We start from the raw sequence: 20874 nt of genomic DNA on the forward strand, positions 1-20874 counted from the left end.
GCGAGAGGACGGTCAGTTGAAAACGTCCGCGCTCTCACCATCACCACCCGGCTTGGCATCTGCCCCCAAAGAGAACACGTCCGGCCCACCATTACGCCCCGGGTTCTTGTACAGGTAGGCAGCGCCCCAAGGATCGGAAGGCAGGCCCTTCTTCAGGTATGGGCCATTCCATCCCTGGGCCGTCGCGGGCCGGTCCGCCAGAGCGCGCAACCCTTCGGCGTCATTGGGATAACGGCCCACATCCAATTTAAAAAGGTCCAGGCTCTGCTCAATTTCCGAGATTTGAATACGGGCTGTCTTGGACTTGGCGCCGCCGAGCTGATCGAGCACTTTGGGCCCCACCAGCCCTGCAAGCAGCGTCAAGATCACCAGAACCACCAGCAGTTCAATCAGCGTGAAGCCCGAAGAGCGCTGCGCTCGTGCCATTACTTTGCGGCCAGAATTCTCTACATTCATATCAAAATCTCTCAAACAATTCACAATCAAATCGTGTCGTTAATCGACAAGACACCGCCCAAAATTGCAATAATGATGAATGCAACCAAGGCCCCCAAAACAATAATGATCAAGGGTTCCATGGCCGCCAAAACACGCCCCATGGTGCGCCGACCTTCATCCTCGTAACGATCAGCCAGCCCCAGCAGGGTGATATCGAGTTGGCCGGTTTCCTCCGCAACACGAATAAGCTGCGGAGTGCTGGATTTAGCGAAGTATTGCGACACAAACCCCGTGGAAAGCCGCTTTCCGGTTTTCACAATACCGACCAGGGGTTCAATATCCTTGCGCAATGCGGTATTGGTCAACGTGTCCACCGCAATTCGCAAGGCATCCACCATCGGTACACCCCGCTGCAGCAGGATACCGAACGTCCGGAAATAGATAGCGAACTGCAGATTTCGCAACACCTTTCCGAACAGCGGAAGGTCCAACAGCACGCTATCCACACGCAAACGCCCTGTGGGCGTAGCACTCCAACGCGAGCCCAAGAACAGGACAACCGTTAAGCCTAACAGGATTGCCATCCAATGCGAGCGGATCAGATCACTGAGATCGACCACCAACCGAGTGGAGTAAGGCAGCTTGTCACCCATGGAGTCAAAAATCTCTCGAAACTGGGGAACCACAAACGCCAGCAGAAGCACGACAGACATCACAGCAACCACCAACAGGATCACTGGGTACGTCATGGAAGAAATGACGTAGTTGCGCAACTTGTCTTCCGCCTCCAGCTGCACCGTGAGTTCTTTGAGGACCACCGCCAACGAACCAGAGGTTTCCCCCGCCCGGATCAGGACGAGGTATTGGCGCCCCAGATCCCGCTCAAACGGTAGCAGCGACTGGTACAAGGACTTGCCGCCCCGCACCCCTTCCTCCACCTTGGCAATGAAGGCTTTGAGCCGCTCCGTGTTTGCGGTCTCTTTAAGCATGACCAGCGCCTTGTCGAGCGGCATGTTGGCCTGCTTGAGGTGCGCCATTTCGCGGCTGAACAAAAGTATCTCGCCGCGCTTGAGCTTGCCGCCCCGGCTTTGCTGTTCATCTTGGGCGACGGCAGCCGACTCGTCCGCAATACGAACCGGCGTCACGCCCTGCCCGATGAGCCGCAGCCGCGCAGCCTCCACGTTCAGCGCGCGAATCGTCCCTTGGCAAGCCTTGCCATCGGACGTGATTCCATCGTATTGAAATTCAATCATTTTGACGCGCGACGCGCAGGACTTCTTCTGCCGTTGTCAAACCCTTGAAGACCTTGGTGGCGCCATCCTGCAACAAGTTCCCCCCGGCATAGGCGCCGTCTCCGCTCCCCAGCGAAGAACCTCTTTCAAGAACCACCTTCTTCACGTCTTCCGTCATGACCAGCAACTCATGAACGGCCAAACGCCCCCGGTAGCCGGTGCCCCGACAGGCAGGACAGCCGACGGACCGATAAATGGTCTGGCCCTCTTCCATGGCCACACCCAGGGACGCTGCGGCGGCTTGTGCCTGGTCTGGCAACAGAGGCGCCTTGCATTCCTCGCACAGCTTGCGCACCAGGCGCTGGGCCAACACGCCGATCACAGACGCCGTGATCAGATAGGGCTCCACGCCCATGTTGATGAGCCGAACAATGGCCCCGAGCGCGCTATTGGTATGCAGCGTGGACATGACCAAATGACCCGTCAACGCCGCCTGGACCGCAATCTCAGCGGTTTCACCATCGCGCATTTCGCCGATCATGATGACATCAGGATCCTGGCGGAGAAAGGAGCGAAGCACCTTGGCAAAGGTAAGTCCGATCTGAGGCTGAACCTGCACCTGATTGAGCCACTGCAGCCGGTATTCGACCGGATCTTCCACCGTCAGGATCTTGAGGTTCTCACCCTCCAGCTCTTGCATCGAGGCATACAGCGTAGTGGATTTCCCGGAACCCGTGGGGCCTGTCACCAGAAAGATGCCGTGGGGCACACTGAGCAACTGGCGCATGGTTTTGAGCGTGGGCGGCGTGAAGTGCAGGCTTTCCAGCGAGAGCAGGTCAAAGTTTTTTTCCAGCAAGCGCATGACGACCGATTCGCCAAACATGGTGGGAATGGTGGACACGCGAGAGTCCATTTCCTTGCCATGCACACGCAGCTTGGTCCGCCCATCCTGAGGCATGCGGCGTTCCGCGATATCGAGCTGCGAAAGTATCTTGATACGGGACACGACGGCTGGCGCATCCTTGTTGTCAATCTCGTCTATGGGATACAACTCCCCATCCACCCGTATGCGCACCACCGATTTTTCTTCGTAGGTTTCGATGTGAATGTCAGAGGCCTGCGCCGCCACGGCCTGGGACAGAATATGGCTCACGCGCTGGATAATGGGCGCCTCCGAGGCCATATCCCTCAGGTGCTCAATGAACTCCGAAGCCTCGAACTGGTCAGCAACGACCTCTCCGTCTGGCTCCGACTCCTGGACGTACCAGGCGTTGAGCTGATTGGATATTTCGGACTCAAGACCAAAAAAGACCCTGGGAGCAGCCCCAAAGACCAGGCGCAATGCATCGCGCAATGCGGCGCTTTTCGGATCTACCGACGCAAAATCAGGCGTGGACTCGGCATCCTCCGCGTTTCCCAAGGGAAGCAGATTGTTGGCCAGCAAAAAACTGGTATTCAACCGCGATGTATCCGGTTTTTCCTTCGGGAAGGCGTCCTGGCGCACCAAGGGCAACCCTGCCTGCCGGGACAATGCAGAGTACACGTCAATCTCAGACACCAGCCCCAAGCTGATAAGCAGACGCCCCAGACGCCCGCCCATGGAACGCTGAACCTCAAGCGCCCTCTCCAGGTCATTGCGTGACAATTTCTGGTCCGCAAGGAGCATCTCCCCGAGCCTGGGCGCAGCGAGGTCAACGCTTTCCACTTCACCAACTTCAGCCGAGAGCTTCATTACTAACGCCTTTGAACATTCTTCCAACCACCAAATAGCCGGGGACGATGCATATCACCCAAAGAATCGAACTACTTGAACCACAACAAACAGCGGCTTATTCGATCCAGTTCGGGGCCCACATAATATTGTCGATATCCCACCATCCTCACCCAGAAGGGCCGGCCTCTCCACGCAAGGTATTCTGACACGTAGCCCCCATCCAACCCCACGGCTCGCAATCGCAGTTGCAGTGCCTGCGCCTGCAAGTAGGTAGCGCCTCCGAGCACCCTGACGCGCCCAACGATCCCTGCGCCATTCGTCAATAGACGCAGCAAGCGTGTCTTCAGGCTGCGGTCTTTGGCGCCCACCTGGTTGGCACCATGCTGACGGTACAGGATCAGTGGCGCTGGCACGAAACGGCGACGGCCACTCCCGCTCACCAAGCCGCACCACCAGTCATGCATGATGGTCTCGCGCGGCAAGGGCAAGGCCATTTGCAACAGGGTGCGATTCACCATCATCGTGCATCCCGTCACCTGATTCACACTGAGAAGTGAAAGCGGCGAACACTGCCGAGGATCCATGCGCTGGTATCTGGCGAAGGAGTCCGAGATGACATTCAGACTCTCATCGACGACCGTCAGGTCGGTATGCACCAGGCAGGGCAACCCTTCACCCCCCTCTTCCTCCATCCGCACCATTTCGTTCAAGCATCGCTCAATTTTTTGAGGAAGCCAGACATCGTCCTGGTCCGAGAAAGCAACCCATCCCGCCTGCCCGTCTTGCAGGCTGGCCACCATGAGGTTCTCAAAGTTCCGGACCACTCCTTGCCCGGAATGGGGATTGGGCACCACTACCAAACGCCCCTCGAAGCGCGCCCGATAGTTCTCCAAAATCTCAAGCGTCGCATCCGAAGATCCATCATCACTGACCAAGACGCGAAAATTCTGGTGCGTCTGGGCCAGTAGGGAATCGAGCTGGGCATGGAGATATTTCGACCCGTTGTATGTCGCCAGCAGCACATCCACCAGGGGCTGTGCGGACGGGACAGCCCCGGCCAACCCGCTGTGCAAGGCTGATCCATCCCTCGGGGCAATCACACTACGCCTGTACCTGTTGTCGCCGTGCGATGGGGTTGGCATTCCGAATGCATCAGTGCTTCATAGGCATCTGTGATTCCATCCCATGTGTAGTGCTCTGCCACGATGTCGCGGGCACGCTGGCTTCGCTGCGGCAGCATGGCTTCCGACTGATCCACCACAAGGTCCAAGCAGCGAGCGAGTTGCTCGGGGGTCTCGAAGTAGTCGGCCGCATCGCGTGCCACTTCGCGATTGAACGGGTTGTCATGCGCAATGACCCAGTTTCCACAGGCCAGCGCCTCCAGAAGCGAAGGGTTCGTCCCGCCCACCGAGTGGCCGTGCAGGTAGCAGGCCGCATGCACACGCAGGCTCGCGAGCTGCCCTGCATCGTAGATGCCGCCAACAAAACGCACACGCTCACTGGCCTGCTGCCGCAATTGTTGCTGATAGGCCGTGGCACCAGACACGTCTCCCACGATGACCAGCGGCCAATCACCGCCATGCATCCCATAACCCTGGATGATTTCAAGGATATGGTTTTCTGGCTCTGGCCGCGCCACGACCAGCATGTACCGATGGGCCTGAAGCCCCCACACAGACAGCAAGGAAGGGTCTGCATCCTGGTCTTGCACCAATTCAGCACCATAGGCAATGAAACTTGACGGCGCTCCCTTGGGATAGGTCTGGCGGAACCTCTGTGCAATGGCCTCGGCATCTGCGATGAGGCGTGTGGCAACCCGGCTGGCCACCCACTCCATGCAACGCAGGTAAATGCGCGCGCCCCGCCCCCATTTGCTGCGGGCCCATTCCAGTCCGTCTACGTTGATCCAGACCGGAACCCCAAAAACCCGGGGCCACCAGCAGGCCCACGCAGCGCCGTAACCCAGCATGTAAACCAGATCGTATCCCCGGCGGGCGTCCCACAGGCAGGCACAATCGTAGGCCAGGACCGAGGCAGCCCCCCACTGGGGTCGGCGCTTGTGGCACACGCGAACACCTTGGTAGAAGGTGTCTGCGACGGACGACTCGCTGGATTCTGCATACACAGTGACCTCGTGGCCACGCGCCACCAGGCGTGTCGAAAGCTGTTCGGCGAATGTCTCGAAACCACCATAACTTGCGGGAATGCCCCTGGCGCCCAACAGGGCGATCCGCAGCTTGGCAGGACCGCCCGAAGGACCGGTCACAGGCCCCAACGCCGTCGTCAAAGGTCTGCCTCAGCGAACCAGCGCCCCGCCTGATCTTTTGCCGAAAGCTGAATGGAGGCCTCCACAGCAGGCCAGGCGATGGCAAGCTGTGGATCGTCCCAGCGAATGCAGCGCTCGTGCTCCGGGCTGTAGTAGTCGGTGGTCTTGTAGAGGAAGTCTGCCGATTCGGACAACACCAAAAAACCATGGGCAAGCCCCGGCGGCACCCAAAGCTGCCGGTGGTTGTCTTCGGTCAGTAGCGCCCCTACCCACTGACCAAAGGTAGGCGAACCCTTGCGGATATCGACCGCCACGTCAAACGCAGCGCCGCGCACCACCCGCACGAGCTTGCCCTGCGCCCTGGGGGGCAACTGGTAGTGCAGGCCGCGCAGCACGCCCTGGCTGCTGCGGCTGTGGTTGTCCTGCACAAATTCGCACTCGACACCCGTGGCCTCACGAAAGGCCTGCTGGTTGAAGCTTTCGTAGAAAAAGCCACGGCTGTCGCCGAACACCTTGGGTTCGATGAGGACAACGTCTGGAATGGATTGCCGGATGGAGTGCATGGGGTGATCAATAGACTTTGTCGTTCAGCAGGCGCTGGAGGTACTGGCCGTAACCGTTCTTGGCAAGAGGCTGTGCCAGGCGCTCCAGCTGGGCGCTGTCAATCCAGCCGGAACGCCACGCAATTTCCTCGGGGCAGGCGATCTTGAGGCCCTGGCGATGCTCCAGCGTCGCAATGAACTGGCTGGCCTCCAGCAGGCTTTCGTGGGTGCCGGTATCCAGCCAGGCATAGCCACGGCCCATGATCTCGACGTTCAGTTGCCCCTGCTCCAGGTACAGCCGGTTCAGGTCGGTGATTTCGAGCTCGCCGCGTGGCGATGGCTTAAGGCTCCTGGCCATCTTTGCGACCTGGTTGTCGTAGAAGTACAGCCCGGTGACGGCATAGCTGCTCTTGGGTTGTGCAGGTTTTTCCTCCAGCGACAACACTTTGCCCTGGGCATCGAATTCGGCGACACCGTAGCGCTCCGGATCGTGCACATGGTAGGCAAACACGCTGGCACCCGCCGTGCGCTGCTGGGCACTGCCCAGCAATTCATGGAAATCGTGCCCATAGAAAATGTTGTCTCCAAGCACCAAGGCACTGGGTGCTCCATCCAGAAAAGACTCTCCGATCACAAACGCCTGCGCCAACCCGTCCGGGCTGGGCTGCACGGCGTATTGCAGGTTCAAGCCCCATTGGCTGCCGTCACCCAGCAGCTGTGCAAAACGCGGCGTGTCCTGCGGAGTGCTGATGACGAGGATGTCCCGGATGCCGGCGAGCATCAGCGTGCTCAGTGGGTAATAGATCATGGGCTTGTCGTAGACCGGCAGCAGCTGCTTGCTGATGGCCAACGTAGCCGGGTGCAGCCGAGTGCCGGAGCCTCCTGCGAGGATGATGCCTTTGCGTTGCGTCATGGTCTGGGGTCCGTTCAGAGAATTTCCGTGAGCATGCGCGCCACACCGGTCTGCCAATGGGGCATCTGCAAGCCAAAAGTGGACTGCAGCTTGTGGGTGTTCAAGCGCGAATTTTGGGGGCGCACGGCAGGTGTCGGGAACGCGCTCGTAGGAACAGGCGCCACCTCTTTTGCTTTTATTTCGATAGCATGCTGCGCTTTCTGCGCCTGCGCCAACACGTATTTTGCGTACTCATTCCAGTTGGTCTCACCACCGGCCACGCAGTGGTACAGCCCGGCATCCTGCGGGCGCTGCTGCAGGTGGCGCAGCGCGTGGGCGGTCACATCGGCCAGCAGGTCGGCGCCGGTGGGTGCACCCCATTGGTCATCAATCACCGTCAGGCGCTCACGCTCTTGCGCCAACCGCAGCATGGTCTTGGCGAAATTACCGCCGCGCGCGGCATAGACCCAACTGGTGCGCAGGATGAGGTGCTTGACGCCCGACTGGACAATGAGCTGCTCGCCTTCGAGCTTGGTGCGGCCATACACACTCAGGGGCGCGGGCGCATCGGTTTCCACCCAGGGGCGGTTGCCGCTGCCGTCGAACACATAGTCGGTGCTGTAGTGCACCAGCCAGGCACCCAGCTTCGCAGCCTCCTGCGCAATCGCGCCGGGGGTGGTGGCGTTCAACGTACGGGCGAAGTCACTCTCGCTCTCGGCCTTGTCCACGGCAGTATGGGCTGAGGCATTGACGATGACGTCGGGACGGAGCGCACGCACCGTCTCGGCCACGCCGGCCGGATTGGAAAAGTCACCGCAGTGTTCCGTAGTGTCGAAGTCCAGTGCCGTGACTGTGCCCAGCACCGACAGGCTGCGTTGCAGCTCCCATCCCACCTGACCACCCTTGCCAAAGAGCAGGATGTTCATGCGCTGGCGCCCACCACGGCTGCGGGCTCCTGCGCATACTGGGCTTGCACCCAGTCGCGGTAGGCGCCGGTCTGCACGCTGGCCACCCAGTCGGCATGCTCCAGGTACCACTGCACGGTCTTGCGGATTCCCGTATCGAAGGTCTCGGCGGGCTTCCAACCCAGCTCGCGCTCAATCTTGCGCGCGTCGATCGCATAGCGGCGGTCGTGGCCCGGGCGGTCTTTCACGTAGGTGATCTGGGTGCGGTAGCTCTGGCCGTCGGCGCGGGGACGCAGCTCGTCGAGCAGGCTGCAGACCATGTTCACGATCTCGATGTTGGGCTTCTCGTTCCAGCCGCCCACGTTGTAGGTCTCACCCGGAGCCCCGGCCTCCAGCACTCGGCGGATGGCGCTGCAGTGGTCCTTCACGTACAGCCAGTCGCGCACCTGCATGCCGTCGCCATACACCGGCAGCGGCTTGCCGGCCAGTGCGTTGACGATCATCAGCGGGATCAACTTCTCAGGGAAGTGGTACGGCCCGTAGTTGTTGCTGCAGTTGGTGGTCAGCACCGGCAGGCCGTAGGTGTGGTGCCAGGCGCGCACCAGGTGGTCGCTGGCGGCCTTGCTGGCGCTGTAGGGGCTGTTGGGCTCGAAACCGCGCGTTTCGGCGAAGGCCGGGTCCGTGGGTGCGAGCGACCCGTACACCTCGTCGGTAGAGACGTGCAGGAACCGGAATGCCTCGCGCTCACCCCCGGGCAGTGCGCCCCAGTAGGCGCGCACGGCTTCCAGCAGTCGGAAGGAACCGACGATGTTGGTCTGGATGAAATCCTCAGGGCCATGGATGGAACGGTCCACATGCGATTCGGCCGCAAAGTTGACCACCGCGCGGGGCTTGTGCTCGGCGAGCAGGCGTGCGATCAAGGCGGTATCGCCGATATCGCCCTGCACGAAGAGGTGCCGCGCATCCCCCTGGATGCTGTCCAGGTTGTGCAGGTTGCCCGCGTAGGTGAGCTTGTCGAGGTTGACCACAGGCTCGCTGGAGGCAGCAAGCCAGTCAAGAACGAAGTTGGCGCCAATGAAACCCGCGCCGCCAGTAACCAGAATCATAGGGAGGGCTGTGTGAAATGCCAGCTCGGCAGAACCCACGATTATCCCACCCCGCCCGGCCCCCGGGTAACAGAGTTCAACGCGGGGGTTTCTGCGCGGGCCGGACAGTCATTAGAAGTGGATGCCCCGCATCATCTGCTGCAGCGCCACAGCCTCGGCCGACAGCTGCGGCTTGGCGTCCTTGCTGCCCTTGGCGGCGGTGGAATCCGGGAACATGCGAAAGCTGGTGTTCATGGTGATCTGCGCCACGCGCGGCACCAGCGCATGCAGGATCTGGCCGGTGATGCCCAGGCGCGTGGCGATGCGCACCGGCTTGAAGATACAGGCCTGGGCGATCATGTCGGCCGCCTCCTCGGGGCTCAGCGTGGGCACGTTGTTGTAGATCTTGGTCGGCGCGATCATGGGCGTGCGCACCAGCGGCATGTTGATGGTGGTGAAAGTGATCCCCTGGTCGGCGAACTCGCTCGAGGCACAGCGCGTCCAGGCATCCAGGGCCGCCTTGCTGGCCACATAGGCCGAAAAGCGCGGCGCATTGGTCAGCACGCCGATGGAGCTGATGTTGACCACATGGCCCTTGCGCTTGGCCACCATGCCGGGCAGAAAGCCCATGGTCACGCGCAGGCAGCCGAAGTAGTTGAGCTGCATGGTGCGCTCGTAGTCGTGGAAGCGGTCGTAGCTCGACTCGATGGCGCGGCGGATGGAACGGCCCGCGTTGTTGATCAGGAAGTCCACGCCGCCGTGCTTGTCGATCAGCAGCTGCACGAAGCGGTCGCAATCGGCCATGTCGGCGATGTCGGCGGCATAGGCGATGAACTCGTAGCCCTTGGCCCGGGCTTCGGCGCAGGCCTCGTCGAGCTTGTCCTGGTCGCGGCCGCAGATGATGGTGGTGGCGCCCGCCTCGGCAAACTTGTGCGCGGCCGCCAGGCCGATGCCCGAGGAGCCTCCCGTGACCAGCACCACCTTGCCACCCGCCGTGCCCTTGAGGCTGCGGTCGATGAACAGCTCGGGGTCGAGGTTGCGCTCCCAGTAGTCCCACAGGCGCCAGGCATAGTCCTTGAGGTTGGGGCAGCTCACGCCCGAGCCCTTGAGCGCCGCCAGGGTCTCGCGGCAATCGAAGCGCGTGGGGTAGTTCACGAAGGTCAGCATGTCCTCGGGCAGGCCCAGGTCCTTCAAGACGGCATTGCGCACGCGGCGCACGGGCGCCATCGCCATCAGGCTCTTCTTGATGCCCTTGGGGATGAAGCCCAGCAGCGCGGCGTTGATGAACAGGTTCATGCGTGGTGCATGCGCGGCGCGGCTGAAGATGTCGAGCACGTCGCCCACGCGGTAGCCCACCGGGTCCACCAGGTGGTAGCACTTCTTGCCGATGTCCTTCTGGTGGCTGATGACGTTGAGCGCGTTGACCACGAAGTCCACCGGCACGATGTTCACGCGCCCGCCCTCCAGGCCCACGGTGGGCATCCAGGGCGGCAGCAGCTGGCGCAGGCGCTGGATCAGCTTGAAGAAGTAGTAGGGGCCGTCGATCTTGTCCATCTCGCCGGTCGTGCTGTCGCCCACCACCATGGCCGGGCGGTACACCGTCCAGGGCACCTTGCAGTCCTCGCGCACGATCTTCTCGCTCTCGTGCTTGGTCTGGAAGTACGGGTGGTCCAGGCCCTCGGCCTCCTCGAACATGTCCTCACGGAACACACCTTCGTACAGGCCGGCCGCGGCGATGGACGAGACGTGGTGGAAGTGCCCGGCGTCGATGGCCTTGGCCAGGTCGACCGTATTGCGCGTGCCCTCGATGTTCACGGCCACCTGGGTTTCCTCATCCGCCCCAAGGTCGTAGACCGCGGCCAGGTGGTAGAAGTGGTCGATCTGGCCCTTGAGCTTCTTCACGTCCTCGGAGGCCACGCCGAGCTTCTTGGCCGTGAGGTCGCCGAACACCGGCACCGCCCGCGCGGCCGACACGCCCCAGTAGCTGCGCAGGTCGGCCACCTTGTCCGCGCTCTCCTTGCGGATCAGGAAGTGCACCACGGCCCCCTTGCGCTCCAGCAGCTTCTTGACCAGCCGCTTGCCAATGAACCCCGTTGCCCCCGTCACGAAATACTGCATGGAAAACTCCTGTGAGATATCTTCATTCTTGCCCAAGGCCTGGGCGCCCCAATTCAGCAGAAACCCGCGCCGATGCTAGGCCCCCAGGCCACGTGCGGGCTAGATGGCGCGCTCTACATTTTTAGGAGCGCACGCCTACACCTTGTGCGCCGTGCGGCGTACAGTGCGGCCATGCGTCAGAGGCAACCCGCCCTGGCAAACCCAACCAACCGCACAACGGAGGCCCCATGGTCAAGAAACTGCAGAAACTCAGCGCCGACAAAAAGAAGAGCAACGCCCAACTGTCCAGCACCGTCAAGGACTCCGCCCAGCAGATCTGGCTTGCCGGCCTGGGCGCCTTCTCCAAGGCGCAGGAAGAAGGCGGCAAGGTGTTTGAAGCCCTGGTCAAGGAAGGCTTGACCATCCAGCGCAAGACCCAGGCCGTGGCCGAAGAAAAAATCACCGAAGCCACCAGCCGCGTGACCACCATGGCCAGCGATATCGGCTCCAAGGCCCAAGGCCAGTGGGACAAGCTCGAAAACATCTTCGAAGACCGCGTGGCCAAGGCCTTGTCCAAGCTGGGCGTGCCATCGGCCCGCGACCTCGAAGCCCTGAGCGCCCGTGTGGACGCACTGGCCAAGGGCAAGTCCGCAACGGCCAAGGCCCCCGCGAAGCCAACCGCCAAAGCGCCCGCCAAGAAGGCTCCGGCTAAGAAGGCAGCGCCAGCGAAGACCTCCGCAAAGCCCGCCGCCAAGCCTGCTCCAGTGAAAAAAGCCGTTGCTCCGAAGTCGGCACCCCGCACAACCACAGGCACCGCGACTACGACGAACTGAGACTGACTGGCACGTACGGGCGGCAATCCGCCCGTACGCTGGAGGCCCGTGGCTCAGCGCCATAGCCCTTCAGTGGTCAGGCCAACGGCTTGCAGAGGTGTCATGTGGCGCTGTCGCTATGGATAGCTACAGACCATTCACGGGGTGAATCGAATAATCAGCGGACCCATCCCCAAGGAGTCCGCCATGTCCACGCCCACCCCCACCTTTCTTCGCCAAGCTCTCTACGCCAGCGCCGCTGCGTGGGGCCTGGTGGCTTGCCTGCCAGCGTCTGCCTCCGAGCTGGATGATGGCAGCGTCTTTTACTGTCCCCCAGTCAGCATGGCGGCAGACGGTGCGCCCACCAAGGGCATCATGTGCAACGCACAGCATTGCTTCAACAGCCAGACCCCCGGCCTCAGCAAAGCGCAAACGAACTTCCTGCTGACCACACAGGGCCAGTGCCGCACCCTGTCGGCCCAAGAGATCACCGATTTCTGGCCCAAGGACTTGGCCAGCGGCACGCAACACGCCGTCAAATAGGGTAGCGACCGGGGGCAGACTCAGACAAGCGCTTCGAGCCGCCGCAACGGCAGCCATAACTTGAAGCGAGTGCCACCCGGCAACCTGTCCCAGGCCACCCAACCGCCAATCGCATGCGCTCGACGCGCCATATTGGACAGTCCCCGCCCCACGTCATTGAGGGGATGGTGATTGAAGCCCCGGCCGTTGTCCTCCAGCAGCACGTACACCCCGCCATCCGCCTCGCCCGTGGCCACCCTGAGCTCCGAGGCGTTCGCATGTTGAAGGATGTTGGAGATACCTTCCTGGAGGATGCGCAGCACATGGAGGGCGCAGCGTGGGTCCAGCCAATTGAGGGCAGGCACATCTTCGACCTCCCAGCGCAGTTGCAGGCCTGAGCCATGCAGCCTGGGCGCCAGCCGGTAGCGCAAGGTGGCCAGCAACAGCAGCAAATCAGCCTCCACGGATTCCAGCGAGTCAACCGTGAGCTTCAGGTCGTCGATGCATTCCCGCAGCACCTGCGCCATCTGCGCCTCGTTGAGGCCACCCGACTCCGCCACCTTGAGTGCGCTCATCAGCTGAGAACCCATGCCGTCATGGATATCCTGCATCAGCCGGTTCCGTTCCTGGCTGAGCAACTGGCGTTGCTGCACGCTGCGCAGTTGTTCGTAGCTCACAGCCAGCTCGGACTCCCGCGCACGCAGGCGCTGTGCCAGCACGAGGTTCGATTGCTCGGCCGTGAGCAGCGCCCCCACATAACGGTTCAAGATCACATAAAGGAACATACCGATGCGCGCCATGGTGGAAAACGGCCACGCGTAAATATGCTCTGGACTTACCAGGTAGCTCTGCATCATCCAGTCGTGCACCGCGACCGGCAGATGCAATAGCCCGATGGACGCCGCCACAAGCCCCTCTCGCCCGCCATGGCGCCAGGCGGCCCAGGCCATCAGAAGCGTGGCGGGGATGCCTGCCAGATTTGTCATCAGGTACGGAAGGGGTGCCAACGCGTGAATCCAGGTCGGGTGCGTGATGAGTGGCAATGTCAGGGCGCTGGACACCAGCAGGAAGCCCAGCAACACCCGCACCGGCCAGCGCGGTGCGGTGGGGACCAGGGTGCACATGAAGGCATACCAGGTCACCAGCAGCGCATTGCCGGAGTTGATGGTCATCCAGCCAAACCAGGCACTTGAGATCGGCAGCGGCTCCAGCCCCACATGGAAGCGCTGGCTGCGCAGCGCCCAGAGCAGCGTGAACAGCGCAAACAACAAATAGGTGCGCTCGCGGCGCAAGAGCCAGACCGCCAGTGCAAATCCGCCCAGGCCCAGGAAGGACATTCCCATGACCTCGGCCACGCCGGTCTGAAACATACGCCGCAGGCGGTAGCGCAGCTGCAGGTCGGCCCCTTGGCCCACCCACAGGCTGGATACCGCGCCGCCAGCATTGGCCAGACTGTCAATGCGCAGGCGCAGCATTTGCGGTCGGGGCGCCAGGCCGTCACCGTCCAGTGGTATCCACAGTGGGTGGTTAAAGCCATTCCAGAGCACATCCCCGCCTGAGCGATACAGCAGGCGGTCGTCGCCATACACCGCGATGCGGCCCACCGTCTGCCAGCGCGGCAGGTACAAGACCAGCCCGCCCTGTGTAGGCGGCAAGCCATCGAGCCGGATCTGCAGCCAGGTGACGCGAGGCGGCGCACCAGTCTGCAGGTCGAGGGACTGGGGCCAGGTGTGGGGCAGCGCTACGCTCTCCCACTGAGAGGGCAACGCCACGTCCAAAACAGGGGGCAGCGGCGCGAAGGTACCGTCTGCACCACGAATCAGTTGGGCGTCCTGCACATGCAAGGTGGTGGGCGCCAGCCGCCCGACCTCCAGCGACAACGCCAAGCCGCCAGCGATGCTGGCCAGCGCGCCAAACACCAGACTAAGAATGAAGTAGGCCTTGGACCCGGGCTTCATAGATGGCTTCCAGCTGCGACCGGACCTTGAGCTTGGCGTAGATGCGGCGCACAAAACTGAGCACCGTGTTGCGCGACACGCCCATCAGGCCGCCAATCTCTTCGTAGCTGAAACCCTTGGTGATGTAGTCCAGCACCTGGCGCTCGCGCGGCGACAACCGGGCCTGTTCTTCCTGGGGACCACCGGCTTGCAGAGGCGGCACTGGGGCCGCTTCCGTCGCCATGGCCTGGCGAAAACGGGTCAGCAGCTGGCGCGCGATCAAGGGGCTGATGGGGCTGCCGCCAGCGTGCACATTGCGGATTTCTTCCACGATCTGCATCGGCGTACTGTCTTTCAGCAGGTAGCCGGTGGCGCCCGCCTCCAGGCTCTGGATCACATGGGCCTCATCGCCAAACACACTGCTGACCATCACCGCGCAGCGCGGCCATTGGCGCTGGGCGGCACGAATAATGTCCATGCCGGGTCCGTCTGGCAGACCCAGATCGACCAGCAACACATCGGCGGCGGGCTGGGTGAGCATCTGGAAGGCCTGGCGACAGTTGGCGGCCAAGCCTTGGAGGCGCATGTCCGGTGCCACCCGGATGCTGTCCGCCAGCGCACGGGCAAAGAACACATCGTCTTCGACCAGGGCGACCTGGATTGGCGGCGAAGAGGAGGGCTCAGACATGCAACCCATTGTCAGGCCGCAGAGTGAATTCTGCGCGCGTGTCACTACGAATAGCGACAGACAGATCCTCCCTGGCACTTCCTTCGGCAATTTGCCGCAATGCAGCATTTCAGTGTCGGTTAGAGTAGCCGCTGGAGACAACGAAACAACAACGTCCAACGACGCGAAGGGGCCCGCACACATGGTGAAGAAAGCGCCACGCCGCACCGCAGAACGCATTCTGGAAGTGACGCTGGACCTGTTCAATCGGTTCGGCGAACCCAACGTCTCCACCACCCTGATCTCGGCCGAGCTGCGCATCAGCCCCGGCAACCTGTACTACCACTACCCGGCCAAGGACGAGCTGATCAACGCGCTGTTTGATCGCTACGAAAGCTCGCTCACCGAACTGCTGGCCGCCGCCGATGGCGTGCGCAATGTGGAGGATGCCTGGTTCTTCATGCACTCGCTGTTCGAGCTGATCTGGCAATACCGTTTTCTGTACCGCGATCTCAACGACCTGCTGTCCAAGAACCGGCGCCTGGAAACCCACTTCCAGGCCATCCTCAAGAACAAGACCCGCGCCGTGCGTGCCATGCTCGATGGCATGGGCCGCGCGGATACCCTGCACATCGACTCACGCGAGCTGGAAGCCACCGCCACCAGCATGGTCGTCGTGCTCACCTACTGGCTCAGCTTCGAGTACGTGCGCGACCCACGCCGCGCGCTGGAGCCCGAAAGCGCACAGGCGGCGCTGCTGCGTGGCGCGCACCACGTGCTCAACCTGCTCATGCCCTACCTCGAAAGCGGCCAGCGGGCCCACCTGCTGGAGCTGGTGGGCGCCTACGCCACCACGCCAAGCTGACGGCGTGCGCAGCTGCGCCCCCAAGCCACTCGCCAACAAAAACTTCCGGAGACATACACCATGGCCAAATGGACCCCCTTCCCCCACGCAGGTGATTACACCTTCGACGCTGCGAGCGTCAAGAAGCACTGGGCACGGCTGCATGGCGGTGATGCCGAACCCTGCCCCAAGGACGCTGCCGTGCTGGAAGCCTGGGCGCTGTTCCACAACGGTGATTTTGAAAAAGCCGCCGCAGCGGGCCTGGCGGCCGGAGGCGCAGGCATCACCGCGGCCAACAAGGCCACCTCCATCTACGCCAACTACCTGGAGCCCAAGGAAAAAACCCGTCTCGATTTCTTCACCCAGGTGGCCGAGCGTGCCGAGGCCCAGGCGTCCAAAGAGCCCGACAACGCCAATGCCTGGTACTGGCACGCCTATGCACTGGGCCGCTATAGCCAGGGCATCAGCGTCGCCAAGGCCCTGGCCCAGGGCCTGGGCGGCAAAGTGAAGGAATCCCTGGAAAAGGCCATTGCCCTGTCACCCAAACATGCCGATGCGCGCATTGCGCTGGGCGCGTTCCATGCCGAAGTGATCGACAAGGTGGGCTCGCTGATTGGCGGCATGACCTATGGCGCCAAGAAGGACACCGGCCTCAAGCTGTTCCAGGAGGCGCTCAAGCTCAACCCGGGTTCGGCCATTGCGATGATCGAGTACGCCAATGCCCTCGTCATGCTGGAAGGCGACAAGAAAATGAAGGAAGCCACCGCGCTGTATGAAAAGGCCGCCGCCGCCGAACCCATGGACGCCATGGAACGGCTGGATGTGGAGATGGCACGGGCTGAGCTGGAAGAAGAGTAAATTCGGTACATCCCCCTGAGGCGCTTCGCGCCTTCCCCCTTCTCTCGCCTCGCTGGCGCGATGCGGGAAGGGGGACACCGCCAGCGCGGCGGGGCGGCCCTTGCGCGGCGGTCGCTGGCTTGGGCCGCGCCAGTTTATGCAGCAGCGCCAAGAGCAACCACTGAATCAGCGGTAGTCACAACACTGCATTGGCGCTGACCTGAGCCCTCAACCCCCAAACCGCTGCGAGGCAATCTCCAGCAGCCCATCAAAAATCAGGTTGTCCACCAGCTCGAACGGGCGCGTCATGCTGGGCGCCATCTTCCAGCCCGCGCCGCCGGTCATCAGGCAAGCAGGCTCCTCGCCGCAGTGCTGGATCACGTGCTGCACCATGCGCTCCACGGCCCCCGCGATGGCGTAGGTGCCACCGCTGGTCAACGCATCGCTGGTATTGGTGGGGAACATGCGCACCTCGCCCGTGGGTACATGCAGGCCAGCAGTGCCGGATTCGAGCGCACGCAGCATGATGCCGTGGCCCGGCAGGATGAGCCCGCCCATGAAGCGTCCCTCGGCGTCGATGCACTCCACCGTGACCGCTGTGCCCACCATCACCACCACCAGAGGCCGCGCAGGCCCCTGGGCCAGCACACGGTGGCGTGCGCCGATCATGGCCACCCAGCGGTCCGAGCCCAGTCGCGAGGGGTGGTCGTAGCCATTGGTCAGTCCCGCCTCCTGCGCCGACGACACCACCCACGAAGGTGCGACGTCCCAGAGTTCCATCTGCTCTTGCACACGGCGCTTGACGGCATCCCCCGCCACCACACAGCCCAGCATGCGTTCGGGGTGGGGCAGCGCCGCCCAGCTGCCTTCGGCCAGGCGGTCGATGTGGTCCAAGAACTCGGCGCCATGCGCAATGAGCGCAGCCCCGGGGCGGGGAGCGTCGTACAACGCCCATTTGAGACGGGTGTTACCGACGTCGATGGCCAGAAAAGTCATGCGGCGGATTATCCCGAGTTTTGCGATGCGCCCCTGCCCGAGGGCGACAGCCCACCGCCGCATTACTCCTCGCCGTCCACAAATTGTGAAAAATCGTGTCGCGTCCCCGTCCGACACGTTGCAGCCGCCCATTGCCGCTACAGTGGTCCTTCCTGTTTCTGCAACATTAGGAGGTACGACATGGGTCTTTTCAGTTTCATCAAGGAAGCCGGCGAAAAGCTGTTCGGCGGCAAAGAAGCACAGGCCGCCACCGCAGCCGCCCCCACGCAGGATGAACTCAACGCCAAGGCGTCCAAGGCCATCGAGACCTACATCGCTTCCCAGAACCTGGGCGCCAGCAATGTGCAGGTGGCCTTTGAAGGCCCCGAAGGCAAAGTCACCGTGAAGGGCACAGCCCCCACGCAGGCCGCCAAGGAAAAAGTCACCCTGTGCTGCGGCAACGTGGCCAGCGTGACCAGCGTCGAGAACCTGATGGAGGTGACCAATCCTGAGCCCGAAGCCCAGTACCACGACGTGGTGCGCGGCGACACGCTCAGCGCCATTGCCAAGAAGTTCTACGGCGACGCCAACAAATACCCTGCGATCTTCGAGGCCAACAAGCCCATGCTGAGCCACCCCGACAAGATCTATCCCGGCCAGAAGCTGCGCATCCCCGCACTTAAGTGATCCCCCTGAGTCGCCTTCGGCGCCTTCCCCCGAGGGGGACGCACCCGGTGGCCCGGCGTAGCCGGTTCCACGGGTGCACTGGCGGGGACGGGGGTGACGTGAAAGCCTGTGGGAAAGGGACTGCAACGAATGCGGTTCCCATGCCGTCGCAAGGCAAAATTCGAATCAAAATAGCTGCTACCGCTTGATACACAAGCGCTAGCAGCTATTTTTTAGGAGCATCAGCCCTGCTTCCACGGCAGGCCGTGGAAGCGCCAGCCGCCGCGTTGGCCGCGGTGGCCCTGGGCATCCGCATCGCCTTCGAAGCCTTCGAGAATGTTGTAGGCGGTCAGGCCCAGTTCCGTGGCGCGGCGTGCGGCGGCGATGGAGCGCACGCCGCTGCGGCACAGCAGCACGGCGGGGGTGCCGGCAGGGACGGCGGCGCGCATCTGCGCATCAAAGTCGGCGTTCATCGCCATGCCCGGCCATTGTTTCCAGGCCACGGCGGCGGCGCCGGGCACCTGGCCCACCCATTCGCGCTCTGCGTCGCTGCGCACATCGACCAGCACGGCCTGGCCGTTTTGCACCCATTGCCAGGCCTGCTGGGGCGTGATGTCGCCTGCATAGCCATCAGCCGGGGAAATCGTTGGTTCGGTCATCGTCATGGTCCTTTCAATCCCACAAAGGGGCCGATTCGTCACGCAAGCGGCTGCGCAGCTGCGCATAGTCGGGCACGACGGTGGCCACGGTGTCCCAAAAGCGCGGGCTGTGGTCCATCACGCGCAGGTGGGCCAGCTCGTGCGCCACCACGTAGTCGATGACAGCCGGGCGGTAGTGCAACAGGCGCCAGTTCAGGCGGATGGAGCCATCGGCCTTGGCGCTGCCCCAGCGGGTCTGCGCGCTCGACAGCCGCAGGCTGGCCCAGCGCACGCCCAGCAGCGGCGCAAAGTGGTCCAGCCGGGCCGTGAAGTGGCGCCGAGCATCGCGCATCAGCCAAGCCTGCACGGCGTCGCGGATCTGCACCGGATTGGCACTGTGGGGCAGGCCGATCTGCAGGGTGGGCATGGCGGCACCACCCGGCTCGGCAGCCACCACCAGCGCCCCGCCCTTGCCCGCAAAGCCGTGGCTGGGGTCCAGCACCACCGTCAGCGGTTCACCCAAATAAGGCAGCACGGCTCCGTTGGCCCAGACGATGCGCCCGCCCTCCAGGCGCTGCTGGCGCTCGCGCGCGTCCGACAGCTTGCGCAAGATCCAGTCGGACTTCTCGCGCAGCGCAGCATCCACCGCACCCAGCGTGACCCAGCTGGGCGCACGCACCGCCAAGCCATCGGCCCCCACGGTGAAGCCGATGGTGCGGCGGCGTGCCCGCGTCAGTGCATAGGCCACCACGGCGTCGCCCAGCAGCACTTCGCGGCTGGCCTGCGGGTGGCGGAATTCGGCGGGGGACAGCAGTGAGGGCAGAGGCACTGCGGGCGCCGCCGGCCGATTCACTATCGTTTTAGGAGCTACCAGCGCTTGCTCATCCAGCGCTGGTGGCATTTTTTGCTTGAAATCTGCAGCATTCACGACCGGTGCCGCGGCCGGAGCCACAACCGGTGAGAGGGGCGGGTCGAAAAGGTCGAGCGCCAACTGCACAAGCCGCTGCATCACGGAGGGCTTACTTTCCGTTGGCCGCGTCGGTGGCCCGGGCGGGCGGGATGACCACGGCGGGGTATGCATCAGGGTCCAGGCGGCGCATCTCGGCCTCGATCCAGGCCTCCACCTCGCGCATCAGCTCGTCGGGCTTGCGGCCTGCACTGGGAATGGGCTTGCCGATGGACACATCCACCACGCCCGGGCGCTTGATGAAGGCCTTGCGCGGCCAGACCTTGGCCGAAGTAACGGCAATCGGCACCACGGGTGCGCCGGTGTCGATGGCCAGGCGGGTGCCGCCGGTCTTGTAGTTGCCCTTTTGGCCGCGCTCGATGCGCGTGCCTTCAGGGAACATGATGATCCAGATGCCCTGGGCCAGCAGGTCCTTGCCCTGCTGCACCACCTTGTGGAAAGCCTGCGTGCGCTGGTCGCGGTCGATGTGGATCATGTCCAGCCGACCGATGGCCCAGCCGAAGAACGGTACACGCAGCAGCTCCTTCTTGAACACGTAGGCCAGGGGGTGGGGCATGATCGCGGGCATCAGAAAGGTCTCGTACGTGGACTGGTGCTTGACCAGCAGCACCGCCCCCGCGTTCTCGCCCTGCGGCAGGTTCTCCATGCCCATCACGTTGGTGCGGATGCCGAGGATCACGCGGGCACCGCTGATGCACAGCGAAAGCCACGCGCGCGCGATGCGGTACAGCGGCTTGCCGCGCACCCCCAGCAGCGTGCCCAGCATGATGGTCAGCGCGTAGGGCACCACGGTGATGCCCATCCAGAGAAGGTGAATGACAGAACGGATAAAGGCCAT

21 protein-coding genes are annotated in these 20874 nt (G+C 62.9%); 5 read left to right on the plus strand and 16 right to left on the minus strand.

The features are described 5' to 3' along the window. Nucleotides 1-12: 12 nt before the first annotated feature. From gspG to ARADN35_RS0112530, 10 genes are all read right to left on the minus strand, one after another. The gene (gene gspG, locus ARADN35_RS0112485; protein ID WP_035196999.1) at nt 13-456 is read right to left on the minus strand and encodes a type II secretion system major pseudopilin GspG; all 444 of its coding nucleotides are present in this window, start codon (nt 454-456) and stop codon (nt 13-15) included. Between the two features lie 26 nt (nt 457-482). Then, complete coding sequence (locus tag ARADN35_RS0112490) at nt 483-1691, minus strand: type II secretion system F family protein (RefSeq protein WP_010462594.1); 1209 nt, start codon at nt 1689-1691, stop codon at nt 483-485. Further along, nucleotides 1684-3402 (minus strand): GspE/PulE family protein, encoded by a 1719-nt coding sequence (locus ARADN35_RS0112495; RefSeq protein WP_010462596.1) that lies wholly within the window; start codon nt 3400-3402, stop codon nt 1684-1686. Before ARADN35_RS0112495 ends, ARADN35_RS0112490 begins: the two co-directional genes overlap by 8 nt. A 71-nt stretch (nt 3403-3473) precedes the next feature. Continuing rightward, complete coding sequence (locus tag ARADN35_RS26295; protein WP_100199426.1) at nt 3474-4412, minus strand: glycosyltransferase family 2 protein; 939 nt, start codon at nt 4410-4412, stop codon at nt 3474-3476. Nucleotides 4413-4480: 68 nt separating this feature from the next. Then, nucleotides 4481-5671, minus strand: coding sequence for a DUF1972 domain-containing protein (locus ARADN35_RS0112505; protein ID WP_050812504.1), 1191 nt, complete (start codon nt 5669-5671; stop codon nt 4481-4483). Then, on the minus strand, nt 5668-6213 hold the full coding sequence (gene rfbC, locus ARADN35_RS0112510) for a dTDP-4-dehydrorhamnose 3,5-epimerase (protein WP_010462603.1): 546 nt from the start codon (nt 6211-6213) through the stop codon (nt 5668-5670). Before rfbC ends, ARADN35_RS0112505 begins: the two co-directional genes overlap by 4 nt. Before the next feature lie 7 nt (nt 6214-6220). Next, on the minus strand, nt 6221-7105 hold the full coding sequence (gene rfbA / locus ARADN35_RS0112515; RefSeq protein WP_010462605.1) for a glucose-1-phosphate thymidylyltransferase RfbA: 885 nt from the start codon (nt 7103-7105) through the stop codon (nt 6221-6223). A 14-nt stretch (nt 7106-7119) separates the two neighbouring features. Beyond that, a complete protein-coding gene (gene rfbD / locus ARADN35_RS0112520; RefSeq protein ID WP_010462606.1) occupies nt 7120-8010 on the minus strand; it encodes a dTDP-4-dehydrorhamnose reductase in 891 nt (296 codons plus the stop codon). Further along, entirely contained in the window at nt 8007-9095 is a 1089-nt protein-coding gene (rfbB, locus tag ARADN35_RS0112525) for a dTDP-glucose 4,6-dehydratase (RefSeq protein WP_010462608.1), read from the minus strand. The genes rfbD and rfbB overlap by 4 nt, the downstream gene beginning before the upstream one ends. A gap of 111 nt (nt 9096-9206) precedes the next feature. Then, on the minus strand, nt 9207-11192 hold the full coding sequence (locus ARADN35_RS0112530; RefSeq protein WP_010462610.1) for an SDR family oxidoreductase: 1986 nt from the start codon (nt 11190-11192) through the stop codon (nt 9207-9209). A 227-nt stretch (nt 11193-11419) separates the two neighbouring features. Here ARADN35_RS0112530 and ARADN35_RS0112535 point away from each other — a divergent pair, with 227 nt between their 5' ends. Continuing rightward, the gene (locus tag ARADN35_RS0112535) at nt 11420-12004 is read left to right on the plus strand and encodes a phasin family protein (protein WP_010462612.1); all 585 of its coding nucleotides are present in this window, start codon (nt 11420-11422) and stop codon (nt 12002-12004) included. Nucleotides 12005-12190: 186 nt separating this feature from the next. After that, complete coding sequence (locus ARADN35_RS0112540) at nt 12191-12526, plus strand: hypothetical protein (protein ID WP_010462614.1); 336 nt, start codon at nt 12191-12193, stop codon at nt 12524-12526. 20 nt (nt 12527-12546) lie between these two features. Here the strand turns inward: ARADN35_RS0112540 and ARADN35_RS26300 are convergent, their stop codons facing one another. Together ARADN35_RS26300 and ARADN35_RS0112550 are read right to left on the minus strand one after the other, a co-directional pair. After that, complete coding sequence (locus ARADN35_RS26300) at nt 12547-14463, minus strand: sensor histidine kinase (protein ID WP_010462616.1); 1917 nt, start codon at nt 14461-14463, stop codon at nt 12547-12549. Continuing rightward, nucleotides 14429-15130, minus strand: a complete 702-nt coding sequence (locus tag ARADN35_RS0112550) for a response regulator (protein ID WP_010462618.1) — start codon at nt 15128-15130, stop codon at nt 14429-14431. The genes ARADN35_RS26300 and ARADN35_RS0112550 overlap by 35 nt, the downstream gene beginning before the upstream one ends. Before the next feature lie 181 nt (nt 15131-15311). Here ARADN35_RS0112550 and ARADN35_RS0112555 point away from each other — a divergent pair, with 181 nt between their 5' ends. Together ARADN35_RS0112555 and ARADN35_RS0112560 are read left to right on the plus strand one after the other, a co-directional pair. After that, complete coding sequence (locus tag ARADN35_RS0112555; protein WP_010462619.1) at nt 15312-15974, plus strand: TetR/AcrR family transcriptional regulator; 663 nt, start codon at nt 15312-15314, stop codon at nt 15972-15974. Between the two features lie 60 nt (nt 15975-16034). Continuing rightward, nucleotides 16035-16811: a tetratricopeptide repeat protein gene (locus tag ARADN35_RS0112560; RefSeq protein WP_010462621.1), complete on the plus strand. Its 777-nt coding sequence runs from the start codon at nt 16035-16037 to the stop codon at nt 16809-16811. A gap of 207 nt (nt 16812-17018) precedes the next feature. Here ARADN35_RS0112560 and ARADN35_RS0112565 read toward each other — a convergent pair whose 3' ends face one another. Next, nucleotides 17019-17786, minus strand: coding sequence for a type III pantothenate kinase (locus ARADN35_RS0112565; protein WP_010462623.1), 768 nt, complete (start codon nt 17784-17786; stop codon nt 17019-17021). A 180-nt stretch (nt 17787-17966) separates the two neighbouring features. Here ARADN35_RS0112565 and lysM point away from each other — a divergent pair, with 180 nt between their 5' ends. Next, nucleotides 17967-18452 carry a peptidoglycan-binding protein LysM gene (gene lysM / locus ARADN35_RS0112570; RefSeq protein WP_010462625.1) on the plus strand — a complete coding sequence of 162 codons (486 nt, stop codon included), beginning with the start codon at nt 17967-17969 and terminating at the stop codon, nt 18450-18452. A gap of 221 nt (nt 18453-18673) precedes the next feature. Here lysM and ARADN35_RS0112575 read toward each other — a convergent pair whose 3' ends face one another. From ARADN35_RS0112575 to ARADN35_RS0112585, 3 genes are read right to left on the minus strand one after another with little or no spacing between them, the layout of a single operon-like run. Next, on the minus strand, nt 18674-19090 hold the full coding sequence (locus ARADN35_RS0112575) for a rhodanese-like domain-containing protein (protein WP_010462627.1): 417 nt from the start codon (nt 19088-19090) through the stop codon (nt 18674-18676). A gap of 13 nt (nt 19091-19103) precedes the next feature. Further along, on the minus strand, nt 19104-20078 hold the full coding sequence (locus ARADN35_RS0112580) for a M48 family metallopeptidase (protein ID WP_010462629.1): 975 nt from the start codon (nt 20076-20078) through the stop codon (nt 19104-19106). Between the two features lie 10 nt (nt 20079-20088). Then, on the minus strand, nt 20089-20874 hold the full coding sequence (locus ARADN35_RS0112585; RefSeq protein WP_029413983.1) for a lysophospholipid acyltransferase family protein: 786 nt from the start codon (nt 20872-20874) through the stop codon (nt 20089-20091).

The sequence above is a fragment of the Acidovorax radicis N35 genome (assembly GCF_000204195.1).
Lineage (GTDB): Bacteria > Pseudomonadota > Gammaproteobacteria > Burkholderiales > Burkholderiaceae_C > Acidovorax > Acidovorax radicis.

Excerpts from the sequence above, each read along its gene's own strand:
- gspG (WP_035196999.1), bottom strand. The coding sequence starts at position 456 with ATGAATGTAGAGAATTCTGGCCGCAAAGTAATGGCACGAGCGCAGCGC.
- ARADN35_RS0112490 (WP_010462594.1), bottom strand. The coding sequence starts at position 1,691 with ATGATTGAATTTCAATACGATGGAATCACGTCCGATGGCAAGGCTTGC.
- ARADN35_RS0112495 (WP_010462596.1), bottom strand. The coding sequence starts at position 3,402 with ATGAAGCTCTCGGCTGAAGTTGGTGAAGTGGAAAGCGTTGACCTCGCT.
- rfbC (WP_010462603.1), bottom strand. The coding sequence starts at position 6,213 with ATGCACTCCATCCGGCAATCCATTCCAGACGTTGTCCTCATCGAACCC.
- rfbA (WP_010462605.1), bottom strand. The coding sequence starts at position 7,105 with ATGACGCAACGCAAAGGCATCATCCTCGCAGGAGGCTCCGGCACTCGG.
- rfbD (WP_010462606.1), bottom strand. The coding sequence starts at position 8,010 with ATGAACATCCTGCTCTTTGGCAAGGGTGGTCAGGTGGGATGGGAGCTG.
- rfbB (WP_010462608.1), bottom strand. The coding sequence starts at position 9,095 with ATGATTCTGGTTACTGGCGGCGCGGGTTTCATTGGCGCCAACTTCGTT.
- ARADN35_RS0112530 (WP_010462610.1), bottom strand. The coding sequence starts at position 11,192 with ATGCAGTATTTCGTGACGGGGGCAACGGGGTTCATTGGCAAGCGGCTG.
- ARADN35_RS0112535 (WP_010462612.1), top strand. The coding sequence starts at position 11,420 with ATGGTCAAGAAACTGCAGAAACTCAGCGCCGACAAAAAGAAGAGCAAC.
- ARADN35_RS0112540 (WP_010462614.1), top strand. The coding sequence starts at position 12,191 with ATGTCCACGCCCACCCCCACCTTTCTTCGCCAAGCTCTCTACGCCAGC.
- ARADN35_RS26300 (WP_010462616.1), bottom strand. The coding sequence starts at position 14,463 with ATGAAGCCCGGGTCCAAGGCCTACTTCATTCTTAGTCTGGTGTTTGGC.
- ARADN35_RS0112550 (WP_010462618.1), bottom strand. The coding sequence starts at position 15,130 with ATGTCTGAGCCCTCCTCTTCGCCGCCAATCCAGGTCGCCCTGGTCGAA.
- ARADN35_RS0112555 (WP_010462619.1), top strand. The coding sequence starts at position 15,312 with ATGGTGAAGAAAGCGCCACGCCGCACCGCAGAACGCATTCTGGAAGTG.
- ARADN35_RS0112560 (WP_010462621.1), top strand. The coding sequence starts at position 16,035 with ATGGCCAAATGGACCCCCTTCCCCCACGCAGGTGATTACACCTTCGAC.
- ARADN35_RS0112565 (WP_010462623.1), bottom strand. The coding sequence starts at position 17,786 with ATGACTTTTCTGGCCATCGACGTCGGTAACACCCGTCTCAAATGGGCG.
- lysM (WP_010462625.1), top strand. The coding sequence starts at position 17,967 with ATGGGTCTTTTCAGTTTCATCAAGGAAGCCGGCGAAAAGCTGTTCGGC.
- ARADN35_RS0112575 (WP_010462627.1), bottom strand. The coding sequence starts at position 19,090 with ATGACCGAACCAACGATTTCCCCGGCTGATGGCTATGCAGGCGACATC.
- ARADN35_RS0112580 (WP_010462629.1), bottom strand. The coding sequence starts at position 20,078 with ATGCAGCGGCTTGTGCAGTTGGCGCTCGACCTTTTCGACCCGCCCCTC.
- ARADN35_RS0112585 (WP_029413983.1), bottom strand. The coding sequence starts at position 20,874 with ATGGCCTTTATCCGTTCTGTCATTCACCTTCTCTGGATGGGCATCACC.